18 protein-coding genes are annotated in these 13,979 nt (G+C 73.8%); 10 read left to right on the forward strand and 8 right to left on the reverse strand.

From position 1 onward, the window contains the following. Nucleotides 1-72 precede the first annotated feature (72 nt). Nucleotides 73-243 (forward strand): hydrophobic protein, encoded by a 171-nt coding sequence (locus ABT015_RS12915; protein WP_350878921.1) that lies wholly within the window; start codon nucleotides 73-75, stop codon nucleotides 241-243. 141 nt (nucleotides 244-384) lie between these two features. Then, nucleotides 385-1,401: a YihY/virulence factor BrkB family protein gene (locus ABT015_RS12920; protein WP_350878923.1), complete on the forward strand. Its 1,017-nt coding sequence runs from the start codon at nucleotides 385-387 to the stop codon at nucleotides 1,399-1,401. Nucleotides 1,402-1,423: 22 nt separating this feature from the next. Here ABT015_RS12920 and ABT015_RS12925 read toward each other — a convergent pair whose 3' ends face one another. Together ABT015_RS12925 and ABT015_RS12930 are read right to left on the reverse strand one after the other, a co-directional pair. Then, nucleotides 1,424-2,962, reverse strand: coding sequence for a bifunctional phosphatase PAP2/diacylglycerol kinase family protein (locus tag ABT015_RS12925; RefSeq protein ID WP_350878925.1), 1,539 nt, complete (start codon nucleotides 2,960-2,962; stop codon nucleotides 1,424-1,426). A gap of 88 nt (nucleotides 2,963-3,050) precedes the next feature. Next, nucleotides 3,051-3,422, reverse strand: coding sequence for a winged helix-turn-helix transcriptional regulator (locus ABT015_RS12930; protein WP_350878926.1), 372 nt, complete (start codon nucleotides 3,420-3,422; stop codon nucleotides 3,051-3,053). A 110-nt stretch (nucleotides 3,423-3,532) separates the two neighbouring features. Between ABT015_RS12930 and ABT015_RS12935 the strand changes: the two genes are divergently transcribed. Together ABT015_RS12935 and ABT015_RS12940 are read left to right on the forward strand one after the other, a co-directional pair. After that, nucleotides 3,533-4,372, forward strand: a complete 840-nt coding sequence (locus tag ABT015_RS12935; protein ID WP_350878928.1) for an SDR family oxidoreductase — start codon at nucleotides 3,533-3,535, stop codon at nucleotides 4,370-4,372. Nucleotides 4,373-4,512: 140 nt separating this feature from the next. After that, nucleotides 4,513-4,686, forward strand: a complete 174-nt coding sequence (locus tag ABT015_RS12940; protein ID WP_350878930.1) for a CsbD family protein — start codon at nucleotides 4,513-4,515, stop codon at nucleotides 4,684-4,686. Nucleotides 4,687-4,775: 89 nt separating this feature from the next. On the opposite strand, the gene ABT015_RS12945 is transcribed toward ABT015_RS12940, so the two are convergent. Next, on the reverse strand, nucleotides 4,776-5,051 hold the full coding sequence (locus ABT015_RS12945) for a hypothetical protein (RefSeq protein WP_350878931.1): 276 nt from the start codon (nucleotides 5,049-5,051) through the stop codon (nucleotides 4,776-4,778). A gap of 5 nt (nucleotides 5,052-5,056) precedes the next feature. Continuing rightward, on the reverse strand, nucleotides 5,057-5,317 hold the full coding sequence (locus ABT015_RS12950; protein ID WP_350878932.1) for a hypothetical protein: 261 nt from the start codon (nucleotides 5,315-5,317) through the stop codon (nucleotides 5,057-5,059). 362 nt (nucleotides 5,318-5,679) lie between these two features. On the opposite strand from ABT015_RS12950, the gene ABT015_RS12955 reads away from it, so the two are divergent. Then, on the forward strand, nucleotides 5,680-6,666 hold the full coding sequence (locus tag ABT015_RS12955; RefSeq protein ID WP_350878933.1) for a helix-turn-helix transcriptional regulator: 987 nt from the start codon (nucleotides 5,680-5,682) through the stop codon (nucleotides 6,664-6,666). Between the two features lie 27 nt (nucleotides 6,667-6,693). Here ABT015_RS12955 and ABT015_RS12960 read toward each other — a convergent pair whose 3' ends face one another. After that, on the reverse strand, nucleotides 6,694-7,608 hold the full coding sequence (locus tag ABT015_RS12960; protein ID WP_350878934.1) for an NAD(P)H-binding protein: 915 nt from the start codon (nucleotides 7,606-7,608) through the stop codon (nucleotides 6,694-6,696). A 129-nt stretch (nucleotides 7,609-7,737) separates the two neighbouring features. Beyond that, nucleotides 7,738-8,775: a helix-turn-helix transcriptional regulator gene (locus tag ABT015_RS12965; protein WP_350878935.1), complete on the reverse strand. Its 1,038-nt coding sequence runs from the start codon at nucleotides 8,773-8,775 to the stop codon at nucleotides 7,738-7,740. Nucleotides 8,776-8,871: 96 nt separating this feature from the next. Between ABT015_RS12965 and ABT015_RS12970 the strand changes: the two genes are divergently transcribed. Continuing rightward, complete coding sequence (locus tag ABT015_RS12970) at nucleotides 8,872-9,270, forward strand: VOC family protein (RefSeq protein WP_350878936.1); 399 nt, start codon at nucleotides 8,872-8,874, stop codon at nucleotides 9,268-9,270. A 184-nt stretch (nucleotides 9,271-9,454) separates the two neighbouring features. Continuing rightward, the gene (locus ABT015_RS12975; RefSeq protein ID WP_350878937.1) at nucleotides 9,455-9,928 is read left to right on the forward strand and encodes a nucleoside deaminase; all 474 of its coding nucleotides are present in this window, start codon (nucleotides 9,455-9,457) and stop codon (nucleotides 9,926-9,928) included. Nucleotides 9,929-10,237: 309 nt separating this feature from the next. Here ABT015_RS12975 and ABT015_RS12980 read toward each other — a convergent pair whose 3' ends face one another. Then, complete coding sequence (locus tag ABT015_RS12980) at nucleotides 10,238-10,606, reverse strand: PRC-barrel domain containing protein (protein WP_350878939.1); 369 nt, start codon at nucleotides 10,604-10,606, stop codon at nucleotides 10,238-10,240. A 116-nt stretch (nucleotides 10,607-10,722) separates the two neighbouring features. Then, the gene (locus ABT015_RS12985) at nucleotides 10,723-11,175 is read right to left on the reverse strand and encodes an SRPBCC family protein (protein ID WP_350878940.1); all 453 of its coding nucleotides are present in this window, start codon (nucleotides 11,173-11,175) and stop codon (nucleotides 10,723-10,725) included. Between the two features lie 328 nt (nucleotides 11,176-11,503). Between ABT015_RS12985 and ABT015_RS12990 the strand changes: the two genes are divergently transcribed. From ABT015_RS12990 to ABT015_RS13000, 3 genes are all read left to right on the forward strand, one after another. Then, complete coding sequence (locus ABT015_RS12990) at nucleotides 11,504-12,580, forward strand: mechanosensitive ion channel family protein (RefSeq protein ID WP_350878942.1); 1,077 nt, start codon at nucleotides 11,504-11,506, stop codon at nucleotides 12,578-12,580. A 159-nt stretch (nucleotides 12,581-12,739) separates the two neighbouring features. Beyond that, nucleotides 12,740-13,045 (forward strand): GNAT family N-acetyltransferase, encoded by a 306-nt coding sequence (locus ABT015_RS12995; protein WP_350878943.1) that lies wholly within the window; start codon nucleotides 12,740-12,742, stop codon nucleotides 13,043-13,045. Between the two features lie 117 nt (nucleotides 13,046-13,162). Beyond that, a complete protein-coding gene (locus ABT015_RS13000; protein ID WP_350878944.1) occupies nucleotides 13,163-13,897 on the forward strand; it encodes an SDR family NAD(P)-dependent oxidoreductase in 735 nt (244 codons plus the stop codon). Nucleotides 13,898-13,979 lie beyond the last annotated feature (82 nt).

The following is a 13,979-nucleotide window of genomic DNA, read 5'->3' on the forward strand; positions in this document are numbered from 1 at the left end:
CCGGCGCATGTTCGCGGCGAACCGGGGCAGCCGGGGATCGAATCGACGCGTCCCCTGATCGAGGAGGTCCCCGTGCTCGCCCTGGTCCTGGTCCTGCTGCTCGCCCTGCTTCTGTTCGGCTTCGGCTTCGCCCTGAAGGTGCTGTGGTGGGTCGCCCTCGCGGTCCTCGTCGTCTGGCTCCTGGGCTTCCTCGCCCGCGGCACCACCTCCGCCGGAGAGCGGGGCCGCTGGTACCGCTGGTAGCCCGCCGTACGCATGGCCCCGCCGTCGGTCGGCGGGGCACCCGAGCCGCCGCGCAGCCCCTGCGCGGCGGCTCGGGTGTGCGCGCCTCGGGGCGCGGAACCGGCGGGTGTCGCGGGCGCGCGCCGGGGCAGACGCCCGGGCATGAACCCGATCGAACGGGCACTGCGCGCCGTGGACCGCTTCCAGCAGCACCGCCGGGTGCCCGCCGTGGTCATCGGCGTGGTGCGCAAGTACGGGGACGACCGGGGCGGGCTGCTGTCCGCCCTGATCACCTACTACGGCTTCGTCGCCCTGATCCCGCTGCTGCTCCTGCTCAGCACCGTCCTCGGCTTCGTCCTGCACGGCCACCCCGGGGCCCAGCAGTCGGTGCTGAACTCGGCGCTCGCCGACTTCCCGATCATCGGCGACCAACTGCGCCAGAACGTCCACTCCCTCCAGGGCAGCGGTCTGGCGCTGGCCATCGGCGCGCTCGGCCTGCTGTACGGGGCGCTCGGCATCACGCAGGTCCTCCAGCACGCCATGGCCGAGGTCTGGAACGTGCCCGGGGTGCAGCGGCCCGGATACTGGCCCCGGCTGGCGCGCGGCCTGCTGCTGTTCACGGTCCTGGCCGCCGGCCTGGTGCTGGGCACGGCGGCCGCCTCGCTGGTCGGCAGCGCCCTGGGCGGGCTGCCCGCCCGGATCGGGGGCCTGCTGGTCTCGGCGCTGCTGAACACCGCCCTGTGCCTGGCCTGCTTCCGGGTGCTCACCCCGCGCGAGATCCCGACCCGGGCCCTGCTGCCCGGCTGCGTCGTCGCCGGGCCGCTGTTCACCGTCCTCCAGGCGTTCGGTTCGCTGCTGGTGACCCACGAGCTGCGCCACGCGGGCCAGGTCTACGGCTTCTTCGCGACCGTGATCGGCCTGCTCTCCTGGCTCTACCTGGCCGCGCAGATCACCGTGTACGCCGCCGAGGCCAACGCGGTGCTCGCCCGTCGGCTGTGGCCCCGCAGCCTCCTGCAGCCGCCGCTCACCGCCGCCGACCGGAAGGTGCTGTCCTCCGTCGCCCGGCAGGAGGAGCGCCGCCCCGAACAGCACGTCGAGGTCTCCTTCCACGACGGGGAGCGGCCCGGCGGGGCCGGGGACGACGGCCCGCGCGGCCCGTCGTCCCCCGACACCCGGTGACACCAGGTGACACCCCCTGCGGCTACCGCCCGTCCCGGCCCGGGCCCCGCAGCTCACGGGCAGGGGCGGCGGTCGCGGGCCGGTACACGGTGAGCCCGGCCGGGGCCTTGGACAGTCGCAGGGCCCCGCGCGCGGGGACGCTCTCGCCGTCGACGGCGATGCGGGCGGCGTCGCCGAGGGAGTCCAGGTCCAGGGCGCGCAGCCGGACGGCCCGGTAGACCCGGGACCGGTCCAGGGTGCCGGAGAGGAAGGCGGCGGCCAGGCGGGTGCGGGCGAAGGGCCGGCCGCCGTCGACGACCCGGACGTCGAGCTGTCCGTCGGCCAGGGCGGCGCGGTGGGTGGGGGCGAAGCCCGCCGGTTCGTACGCCCCGTTTCCGGCGAACAGCAGCCACACCCGGTGCGGGCGGCCGTCGGCGTGGACGGTGACGGGTTCGGCGGTCGGCAGCAGCTTGGCGACGGCCACCGCGAGGGCCGGCCACTTGCCGATGCGCTTCTCCAACTTCTCCCGCTGGTGGACGAGTTCGGGGTAGATGCCGAGGCTGAAGGTGTTCACGAAGGTCCGGGTGCCGGCGTCGTCGGCGGCCAGGCCCAGGTCCACGCCGACGGCGGTGCCGGCCTCGACGGCCTCGGCGGTGGCCTCGTGGGTGGTGGCGCCGAGGTCGAGGGCGAAGTGGTTCAGGGTGCCGCCGGGGAAGACCGCCAGCGGCAGCGCGCGCTCGACGGCCAGCGCCGCGGCCAGGTTGACGCTGCCGTCGCCGCCGCACACCCCGAGCGCGCCGCCGGCCCGGGCGGCCCGGTCGGCGGCCTCCGTCAATATCTTCGCCAGATCGTCCTGCGGCCCGCACACCCGGACGTCCGCCTCGGGCAGCAGGGCGCGCAGCGTCCCGGCCACGTCCTCGGCGTCGGGGGCGAGCGGAGAGCCGCTGCCGGAGCCCGAGTTGACCACCACCGACAGCCCCCTCCCCTGTGGCAGGGCCGGGGCCGGAGAGGCGGCCGGGGCGGCGGGCGGCGGCACGTCGGACGAGCGCGGCCACCAGTGCAGGGTCGCGGCGGCGGCCGCCGTACCCAGCGCCGCACCGGCCAGGACGTCGCCCGGGTAGTGCACGCCGGTGTAGACGCGCGAGAGGGCCACCGCCGCCGCGACCGGCGCGACGGCCGCGCCCAGCAGCGGGGACTCGATCGCCACACCGGCGGCGAAGGCGGCTGCGGACGCGGAGTGACCGGAGGGGAAGGAGGTGGTGACGGGCTGGCGCAGCAGCCTGCGCACGGCCGGGACGGCGTCCAGCACCGGGCGGGGCCGGCGGGTGGCGTGCTTGGCGACGGTGTTGGCGGTGGCCGAGGCGATGGCGAGCGAGCCGAGGCCGCGCAGGGCGGCGCGTCGCCCGCGGCGTCCGCCGACCGCGCCGAGGACGGCGGCGGTGCCCATCCACAGCACCCCGTGGTCGGCGGCCCGGCTCAGCGCCCGCAGCCAGGGGCGGGTGCCGTGCAGCGGCGCGGCGGCGATGCGGTCGAAGAGGGCTCGGTCTATGGCGTCCAGTCGGGTGGTCTTCAGTCGCTTCATCCGACGAACCTACGGCGCGCGGGTGACAACGCCGGGGAGGAGACCGGGGGTGTGTCGCGCTGCTGTCCCGCGTTGCTGTCCCGCGCCGCTATCCCGCGTCGCGCGGCGGCAGCCCCCGGGTGATCCGGTCGAACAGCTCGGCCAGCGGCTCGCCGAGGTCCTGACCGAACTCGGTCAGCCCGTAGGTGACCTGGGGCGGCGTCGTCGGCTCGACCCTCCGCCAGACCAGGCCGTCCTGGACCAGCGCGCGCAGGGTCTGGGCGAGCATCTTCTCGCTGATGCCGTGGATGCTCTCGCGCAGCTCGTAGAACCGCAGGTCGTTGCTCTGCAAGGAGATCAGCACCCAGATGCCCCACCTGCTGGTCACGTGGTCGACCACATCGCGCGCGGGGCAGTCGGTGTGAAACACCTCATACCGCTTCCCAGCCTCGCCCTGCCTGTCCTGCACACCTACCACCATGTCCTGAGCTTACGTCAAGGTACGTCCTTACCAAGGGTTAGCCCTGGCTCCTAGCGTGAGGACCACCGAGGCCGCAGCGGCCACGGCGGACGTCGAACGAGGAGCTGACCATGATCGTGGTGACCGGGGCCACCGGCAATGTGGGCCGACCGCTGACGCGGGCACTGGCCGAGGCGGGCCGACAGGTGACGGCGGTGTCGCGGCACGCGGCCGCGGTGCCGGACGGTGTCCGCCACGTGGCGGCCGACCTGGCCGGCCCGGCCGGCCTCGAACCCGCGCTGGACGGGGCGAAGGCGCTCTTCCTGCTGCTGTCCGGCGACCTGCACGCCGCCGGGGCCAACCCGGCCGACCTCATCGGCCAGGCCGTGGCCGGCGGGGTCCGCCGGATCGTCCTGCTCTCCTCGCAGGGCGTGGCGACCAGGCCCTTCGGCCCGACGCGGATCGCGATGAGCGAACTGGAGGACGTCCTGCGGGGGTCCGGTGCGGACTGGAGCATCCTGCGGCCGGGCGGCTTCGCCTCCAACGCCCTGTGGTGGGCCGACTCCGTCCGCGCGCAGCGGGTCGTCGCCGCGCCCTTCGGCGACGTCGGGGTGCCGATCATCGACCCGGCGGACATCGCCGACGTCGCGGCGGCCTGCCTGCTGGAGGACCGGCACAGCGGCGGCGTGTACGAGCTGACCGGCCCGGAGGTGATCACCCCGCGCCAGCAGGCGCAGGCCATCGCGGCCGCACTGGGCTCGCCGGTGCGGTTCCACGACCTCACCCGCGAGGAGGCCTCCGCCGCCATGGCCCAGGGCATGCCGGTGGAGCTCGCCGAGGACACCCTGGACATCCTCGGTTCCCCGAACGAGGCCGAGCTGCGCGTCAGCCCGGACGTGCAGCGGGTCCTCGGCACCGCCCCGCGCTCCTTCGCCGACTGGGCCGCCCGCAACGTCGCCGCCTTCCGCTGAGCCTGCCCAAGTGGCCCCGTCGGCACCGCGCCGGCTCTCGGCTGACGGCCGACTCCGGATGTTCCGGGTGTGGAACCGCCGATCCCGGGCAGACGCCGTCCGGGGCGGACCGAGCCCCCACTACCGAGAGGAGTGATCCGATGAGTGCCAAGGACAAGCTGCACAACGCGGCCGAGAAGGTCCACGGCAAGGCCAAGGAAGCCGCCGGACGGGCCACCGGCGACCGGGGCCTTGAGGCCGAGGGCCGGGGCAAACAGATCAAGAGCGACCTGAAGCAGGCCGGCGAGAAGGTCAAGGACATCGGAAAGGACTGACCCGGTGCACGGCGGCCGCGCCCGCGCGGCCGCCGTGCACCAGCCCATGGAAGACGCAATGGGGGTACGTGACCGGCGGGCTGTGCGGGTCAGTGCGGGTGGACGGCGGCGGCGTAGCGGCCGGCCGTTGCTGCGGCGAGGGCCCGGGCCAGCAGGTTCTCGGCCAGGGCGTGCGCGGTGGCCGGGCCGTCCGCGCGGACGAAGAGCACCAGGGCGATGCGGCCCCGGTCCGGCACGGCGCGGACGTGTTCGAGCCCGTGCTCCGGGGAGGCGTGCGCCCACAGGACGTCCTCGACGATCCGCGCCGCGGCGGTCGTGGTGGGCGCACCGCTGGTGTCCACGACGGTGGCCCGGACGGCGAGCACGGCGATCAGTCCCAGCCGATGCCGCTGGCGGACGGGCCGGCCGCGACCGGCGGCACGGTGGTGGAGCCGTCCCAGCCGATGCCGTCCCCGGCCCCGCCCGCCCCGCCCGCCACAACCGTCACGACCGCCGGGACGGCGGTGGGACCGTCCCAGCCGATGCCCGCCGACGCCGTGGTCGCGGCGGTGGCGGAGGCCGCGGGCGCCAGGATCCCCGACAGGGCGACGGCGACGGCGGCGGTGGCGAGCAGGCGGACGGTCTTGGACATGGCGGCACCCCAGGCGGCTCGTGTGGTGGGAGGTCTGATCGAGGACCAGAGTTTCGGGGGAGGCTGCTCGGCGGTTGCCCCGCCGCTCTCCCGGTGACCACCATCCTGCTGGCACCGCCCGCGCCCCGGAAGGCGAGAGCCCCGTCAGCAACCGGCCTGGCCGCTTCAGGAACCGGCGCCCCGCCGCCCGCCGCGTTGTTCGTGGGATCCCCGTACCCACCACCGGCTCACAGCGGGCGCGTCGAATCGGCCGGCCCCCGCCCGGGGCAGGACTGCTTGTGGAGCCGAAGCCGGGCTGGGATGATCCCGATGTGTCGCACGGCGGCACGGCACGTTCGACGTCGCACCGGGGGGCTGCGCGCATGCTGGACATGCTGGGGTTGGACCGTGCCTCGGAGGCCGTCTACCGGGCCATGCTCACCGATCCGCAGGGCGGCGTCAGGGAGTTGTGCGACCAGCTGGGCCTGCCCGAACCCGCCGTACGGGAGGCCCTCGACCGGCTGGCCGATCTGCAGTTGCTCCGCGCATCCCGGGAGGACCCCGGGGTTCTGCTACCGGTGAGCCCCGCGCTCGGGCTGGAGCTGATCCTGCGCCGCCAGGAGCAGGAACTGCTGCGCCGCCAGCAGGACCTGGAGATCGGCAAGGCCGCGGACGCCCGGGCGATCGCCGAGTACGCCGACCTGCGGCCGAACACCCCGGTCGAGACCGCCGAGCGCCTGGTGGGCCTGGACGCGATCCAGGCCAAGCTGGAGATCCTCGCCCAGGAGGTCACCGGGGAGTGCCTGTCCGTGATGCCCGGCGGAGCGCAGTCCCAGGCCAGCCTGGACGCCTCCCGGCCGCTGGACGAGGCGGCCATGCGGCGCGGGGTGGCACTGCTGACGCTCTACCAGGACAGCGTGCGGCACGATCCGGCGACGCTCGCCTACGCCCGCTGGATGACCGAGGAGAGCGGCCTGGTCCGCACCTGCCCGACGCTGCCGCCCCGGATGCTCATCTTCGACCGCCAGGTCGCCGTGGTCCCGATCGACCCGGCCCACACCCGGCTCGGCGCCCTGTGCACGCACGAGCCCGGGATCGTCGCCTCCCTGGTCGCCCTGTTCGAGCGGACCTGGCAGGCCGCCGTCCCGCTCGGCGCCGACCTGCGCAAGGACACCGAGACCGGCCTCAGCGCCACCGAGCAGGAACTCCTGCGGCTGCTCGCGTCCGGCCTCACCGACGAGGCCGCCGGCCGGAACCTGGGCCTGTCGGCACGCAGCGTCCGCCGCCAGATGGCCGGGCTGATGGAACGCCTCGACGCGTCGAGCCGCTTCGAGGCCGGTCTCAGGGCGGCGCAGCGCGGCTGGCTCTGAGCACCCGCTCCCCCGGCACCCGGCCGGCTACGGCCGCCGGGCGAGCAGGTCCTTGATCACGGTGTCGAACCCCTGCGGGGGGCGACCGAGAAGGTCGGCGACGTCGTTCGTCGCCCGGTCGTACCGGTTCTCGCCGTGCAGCCTGGCCATCGTGGCGATGTGGTCGAACACGTGGTCCGGCAGGCCCTGGTTCCTGAGGTCGTGCTCCAGCCACTCCTGGTAGGGCACGTCGACGTAGGTCACCTCGCGGCCCAGGGCGGCGGAGAACTCGGCCGCGATGGCCGTCATGTCGCGGGACGGAGCCCCGGTCAGTTCGTAGACGCGGCGGGCCCGGGGAGCAGGGTCGAGCAGGAGCGCGGCGACGACCTCGGCCACGTCGGCGGCCGCGACCGGTGAGGTCCGGGCCGAGCCGAAGGGCAGGCGGATCGTGCCGTCCCGCCGGATCGAAGCGGCCGCCACTTTGGTGAACAGCGGATTCTCCATGAACACGGTGGGCCGGACGTGGACGACCGGCGCCCCGGACCAGTCGAGGACGTGTTCGGCGAGGTAGTGCAGTCGCTGCTGCCGGGACTCGGCGTCGCTGGTGAGGTCCATCTGCGAGACGGTCATCTGCGAGATGCTCACCAGCAGTTCCAGGCCGGCGCTTTCCCGGGCGGCGGCCGCCACCGTCGCCGCGGCCTCCAGGTAGGCGGACGACACGCTCATCCCGAAGTAGGCCCGGCGGCAGCCGGCCAGCGCCTCGACCACGTCCGCCCCACGGGTGAGGTCACCGACCATCACCTCCACGCCGCCCATCGTCCTCAGGTCCGAGGCCCGTTCGTCGTCGTGGTGGACGAGAGCCCTGACGGGCACGTTCCGCGCCCGCAGCCGCTCCAGGATCCTGCGTCCGACTCCGCCGACCCCTCCGCCGGCGCCGGTGACAAGGACAGGTTCTACGAGCACGGCGACTGCCTCCTACCTACCTGCTACCCACCTGACCGGGACATCCGGTGCACTGCCAACGCTCCCGCGCCGGGAAGGTTCCGCAGGTCCTCGGGCACATCGGCTTCCGTGAGGCCGGAGCGGGACCCCTCAGCGTCCCGTCCGGTCCGGGTCGCAGGCCTGGCGCGCGGAGGCGGCGAGCCGGTCGGCGAGCGCGATGACGAGGCCGCGGAGTTCGTCCGGTCGCTCGATGACGAACGGCCGGTCGAGCGAGGCGAGGACGGGGGGCAGCCAGTCGAGCCGCTCCGCCCGCAGTTCGACGTGCAGCCACCGCTCGGCGTGCGGATCCGTCCCTTCCTCGGGTACGGGCTCCTCGATGCTCGCGACGCCGGCGGGAAGCCGGGCGCGGATCTGCTCGACCGTCCCGTGGATCCGCAGCGTCACTTCGTACCGGTACGCGGCCTTGGCGAACCCGGACAGGACACGCTGGGCCGGGTCGAGCCCGGCGGGCGGTTCGAACGAGCCCGGCAGGGGCCGCGCGTCCGCGATGCGGTCGAGCCGGAAGGTCCGGTCCTGGCCGGTCTCGGGATCAGCCTCGGGATCGGTGCCCGTGACGTACCACCGGCCCGCGTGGGTGACGATCCCGTACGGGTGCAGCGTGCGTTCGCTCCGCCGGCCGTCCCGGGCGGTGTACCGGATCGAGAGCGGGCGGCGATGGCGCACCGCGTCGGCGACGGCGAGCAGGACGCCCGTCTCCGGGGTGGCCGCCTCGCCGGGCTCTGCCGTGAAGGCGAGGGATTCCAGGACGGCGTCGAGCCGACGGGCGAGGCGCTCGGGCAGTACCCGGCGGATCTTGGCCGCCGCCGTCTCGCCCGCGGTCCCGGTCCCGGTCCCGGTCGCCGTCAGCAACCCCGCCCTGCGGCCGGCGACGAGGCCGAGCAGCACGGCGAGCGCCTCGTCGTCGTTGAGCATGAGCGGGGGCAGGCGGTACCCGGGGGCGAGCCGGTACCCGCCGTAGCGGCCGCGGACCGCCTCGACGGGGATGTCGAGGTCGACCAGGTGGTCCACGTACCGCCGCACGGTGCGCCCGTCGACGCCGAGCCGGTCGGCGAGTTCGGCCACCGTCCTGATGCCGCCCGACTGCAGGAGTTCCAGGAGGGTGAGCACACGGCTGGTGGGTCGGCCCATGTCCACGAGCCTAGCGCTGATACCGGACCGATTCTGTCCACTATCTCCTCTACCGTCCGGGGTGCAACGGCTTCACCGACCTGAGGAGAGCGCACCATGGACTTCGTTTCGATCCGGATCATCACGGGCGACATCGCCCGCCTCGTCGGCTTCTACGAGCGGGCCACGGGGGTACAGGCGCACTGGTCCACCGAGGACTTCGCCGAACTGCGGACCGCCCGCGGGACCCTCGCGATCGGCAGCACCCGGACCGTGGCGCTGTTCGCGCCCGGCTCCGCCCGTCCGGCCGACAACAACAGCGTGATCCTCGAATTCCTCGTCGCCGACGTGGACGACGTGCACCGGAACCTGACCGAGTTCGTCACCGACTTCGTGACCGAGCCCACCACGATGCCCTGGGGCAACCGGTCGCTCCTGCTCCGCGACCCCGACGGCAACCTCGTCAACTTCTTCACCCCCGTCACGCCGGCGGCCGTCGAGAAGTTCGCCCACTGACGACAGCGGTACCGCCCGGGCGGGAGCCGGTCCCCGCGGCACGCTCCACACCGGCTCGCGGGCCCGGGCCGCCGCCGGGGGTGGTCGCGGGCGGAGGGCGGGTGCGGCAACCTGGTACCACCACCCCGCCCGACCGCGACACCATGGGGTCCGCCCCCACCGCCGATCCCCTGAGGAGCACGTCATGACCGACCGCACCCGCGAGCTCCTGCTCGCGGCCATCGAGATCGCGGCCGACGCCCGGGCGCACGGCAACCACCCCTTCGGCGCGCTGCTGACCGACTCCGCCGGGAACGTCCTGCTCACGGCCGAGAACTCGGTGCTGACCGACCGCGATGTCACCGCCCACGCGGAGACCAATCTGGTGCGGGAGGCCTCGCGCACCCTGGCCCCGACGCAGCTCGTCGACGCCGTCCTGTACACGAGCACCGAACCGTGTGCGATGTGCGCCGGGGCGATCTACTGGAGCGGCATCCGCAAGGTCGTCTACGCGCTCGCCGGGGCCGAGCTGAACGCCATCGCCGGGGTGGACCCGGAGGAGCCGGTGCTCGACCTGCCGTGCCGCCAGGTCTTCGCCGCCGGCGGCAGCACCGTGGAGGCGTCCGGCCCGCACCTCTTCGAGGAGGCCTCCGCGGTGCACACGGGGTACTGGGGGTAACACCGCCGGTGGCTCTTGGGCCTCCTCGGTCGGGCTGCTCAGGGCTCCTCAGTCCGGCGGCTCGGGCGGGCGGGGCAGGCCCGGCTCGGGCTCCGGCTCAGGCCCGGGCGGCGCGGGTGACGGCGTGGCGGGGCCCGGGAGCACCGGATCCGGCGGCGGCTCGGGCACGCCGGGCGGCAGCGGAGGATCCGGCACCACCGGCGGACTGACGGGTCCGACGGACTGGGCCTGGGACTGGGCCTGGAGCCGGGACCGAGGCTGAGGCTGGAGCTGCGTGGAACCGTACGGCATGGCTGCTGCTCCCTTTCGTCAGAAGATCCGACCGCCGTAGAACGGGTCGTAGTAGAGCCCGTAGCGGTCGCGGACGTCGGCCGACACGTCGGCCGCGCCGTCGTCGAGGCCGGGACCGTTCCTGATGTCGTCCTTGGACCGGTCGACGTACACCTTCTGCTCGCCGATCTCGATCCGGATCACGGTGCCGGCGGGCAGGAGCACCCGCCTGCCGAGGATCCACGGGCCGGTGTCGACGACCAGGTGCTGGGCGCCGACCTCCTCGGACAGCTTGTCGATCTTGCCGATCGCTCCGTCGGTGGCCTCGACGTGGAAGCCGATGAGGTCGGTGCCCGCCGTGTGGCCGGCGGTGTCCCGGAACTCCCAGATGTTGACGCGATCACTCACGACCGTCTCCTTCCGTCGTCGGGTCTGACTGTCGGGTTCGGCTGTCAGGTCTGACTGCCTGACCGGTCTGCCGGATCGGTCTGCCGGTACGCTTCGGCTGCCCCCGATCCGGAGGTTCATGCCACCGTGTTGTCGACCGTGGCCTCGACCGGTCCGCCGTCCTCCTCGACGTGGCGCTTGAAGTCGGTCAGGTCGTCGATCACCCGGCGGTCGACGAACCCGAGCGCCTCGGCGAGGTGCTCCCAGAGCCCGTGCGGTTCGACCTCCAGCTGGAACATCACCCGGGTGGCGGCGTCGCCCACGGCGTGGAAGGTGACCACGCCCTGGTGCCGCACCGGGCCGGGGCCGCTGTCCCACGCCACGCGGTCGTTCTCCACCAGCTCCGTGGTCACGGCCGTGAACTCGCGCGGGCCGGCGGCGGTCCGGACCACCCAGCTGGTGTCCGGACCCGACCGGTCGACGCTGACCACACCCCGCATGAACTGCGGGAACTCCTCACACCTGACCCAGCTCTCGTAGACCGTGCCGAGCGGCGCCGCCACCTCGACGGACTCCTCGATCCGGTGCATCGCTCCTCCTGACATGTCGGTGCCCGCCCGGGCCGGCGGGCCTTCAAACCCCGGCTGCCCCGTTCCCGGGCCGATATGCACCCCGGCCGAACCCTCGACGCAGGCCCTCGGCCCGTCCTCCTCACCCGTCTCCCCCCAACCCATCCCCCTCACCCGAACGGCCCATCGCCGTTGTCGGACCCTCACCTCACCTCCGGCAGGTGTGAATCCCGCCGAACGGGAAAGCGGGGTCCGGGAAGCGGGCCCGGGGAAGGCCCGCCCACAGCGCCGGCCCGGGGAAGGCCGGCCCACAGCGCCGCGTCGCGGCCGTCGCGGGAGGAGAGCGAGCGTGTGGTGGAGCCTGTTCCGTCTGCTCCTGGCAGGTTCGGGGGTGGCCCTGACCACCTACGTCCTGGACCGGACCGCCGAACGGCTGGTCCGCAGATTCGCCCCGCACCGGCCCGGCAGCGTCATGCCGGGGATGCTGCGCAACTGCCGGCGCCCCCTGATCACCGTGCTCGCCGCCTCCCTGTCCCTCACCGTCCAGCCGTGGGTCGGCGGTTCGCCCAGGACCCGGGAGCAGCTGCACCACGTCCTGGTCCTGCTGGCGATCGCCTCCGGCGGATGGCTCGGCGCCCGGGTGGTCGGGCTCGTCGTCGAAGGCGCCGTCCGCCTCGCCGTCCACCGCCGCGACCCCTCCTCGGCCGGCCGCGCCCGCACCCAGGCGGGTCTGCTCGGCCGGATCTGCCAGGCGATCATCGCGATCGCCGCCCTGGGCGCGATGCTGATGACCTTCCCCTCCGTGCGCGGCATCGGGACCAGTCTGCTCGCGTCCGCGGGCCTGGTCGGCGTGGTCGCGGGCATCGCCGCGCAGAGCGTGCTGGCCAACCTCTTCGCCGGGGTGCAGCTGGCCTTCGGCGACCTGGTCCGGATCGGCGACGTGGTCGTGGTGTCCGGCGAGTGGGGCACCGTGGAGGAGATCACCCTCACCGCGGTGGTGATCGCCACCTGGGACCAGCGCCGTCTGGTGATGCCGATGTCCTACTTCGCCGGCCGCCCGTTCGAGAACTGGTCGCGCCGCTCCAGCCGGATCACCGGCACCGCCTTCCTCCACCTCGACCACCGGGCCCCGGTCCCCCTGCTGCGCGAGGAGTTCGACGCGTTCCTCGCCGACAACCCCCTCTGGGACGGCCAGGGCAGCGCCCTCCAGGTCGTCGACACCACGCCCACCACCATCGTGGTCCGGCTCCTGGCGACCGCCGCCAACGCCGACGACGCGTTCTCCCTCCGCTGCCAGCTCCGCGAACACCTGGTGACGCACATCTGCGAACACCACCCCGAGGCGCTCCCCCGGGTGTCCGTCACCCCGGCGCCCCGGACCGAGCCGGACACCCCACGCGCCCCCTTCCCCCCGCCCGCTCAGTAGCCGCTCAGCAGGGCACGCACCCGTCGCAGCTCCTCCGGGCCGCGCCGGGCAAACCTGCCGCCCGACCGTTCGGACAAATGTTTATTCTTCAACTATAGTCGTCATGCCGCGCCACCCGCCACCGGCCCTCCCGGGCCGCCCCCACCTTGCGGAGGAACCATGGACCAGCTCGTCACCGACAACACCGAGAAGTCGCGCTTCGAGATCCAGGACGGCGGAGAACTCGCCGGCTTCGCCGAGTACCACCGCTCCGACGACGAGATCGCCTTCATCCACACCGAGATCGACCCCCGCTTCGAGGGCCGCGGCCTGGCCGGCCGACTGGCACGCGCGGCCCTGGACACGGCCCGCGAACAGGCACTCGCCGTCCTGCCCTACTGCCCCTTCATCCGCGGCTGGATCACCAAGCACCCCGAGTACACCGACCTGGTCCCCGCCTCCCACCGCGCCCGCTTCGGCCTCTGAGCCTCAGGCCGGCCGGCGAGACGGCGAGAAGCGGGAGGCTCCCCGGCCCCATATGGCCAACTTCCCTGCCGGGGAGGCGGCTTGCCGGACGAGGCAATGCCTCGCACAATCACTGTTATGTCCACAACCAACTCGGGAAATCACTCCACGCCGCCCCCGGCCGCCGACAGGCGCGTGCTCCTGATCGGCGCGTCCCGGGGCCTCGGCCTCGCCCTCGCCCAGGAATGGGCGCGGGCCGGCTGGCAGGTCCTGGCCACCGTGCGCGGTGCGGGCCGGACCGGGCTGCACGAGCTCGCCGACGCCCACGCCGGGCAGGTCGAGATCGAGACCGTCGACATCACCGAGCCCGAGCAGGTCGCGGCGCTGCACGGCCGCCTGGCCGGCCGGACGTTCGATCTGCTCTTCGTGAACGCCGGCGTCACGAACCAGCCCGAGGGCACGGTGGCGCAGACCTCCACCGAGGAGTTCGTCCGGGTCATGGTCACCAACGCGCTGAGCCCGCTGCGCGTCATCGAGGCCCTCCAGGACCTCGTCGAGCCGGCGGGCACGATCGCGGTGATGTCCTCGGGCCAGGGCAGCGTGGCCGACAACGAGCACGGCGGCCACGAGGTGTACCGCGGCAGCAAGGCCGCGCTCAACACGTTCATGCGCAGCTACGCGGCCCGCCACAGCGGCGAACCCCGGCCCCTGGTCCTCATGGCCCCCGGCTGGGTGCGCACCGACATGGGCGGCTCGGACGCCCTGCTCGGCATCGACGAGAGCATCCCGAACGTGGTCAGGACGCTCGACGCCCTCCGCAGCAACCCGGGCCTGCACTACGTCGACTACCTCGGCCGAACCGTGGCCTGGTGAGCGCGGCGCTCCGGAACACCACGGCGCCGATGGGCCGCGAGTTCGACCCGACCGTCGAGCCCGCGCAGCGCCCTGCTCCCCC

It is taken from the genome of Kitasatospora sp. NPDC094016 (assembly GCF_040304045.1).
Lineage (GTDB): Bacteria > Actinomycetota > Actinomycetes > Streptomycetales > Streptomycetaceae > Kitasatospora.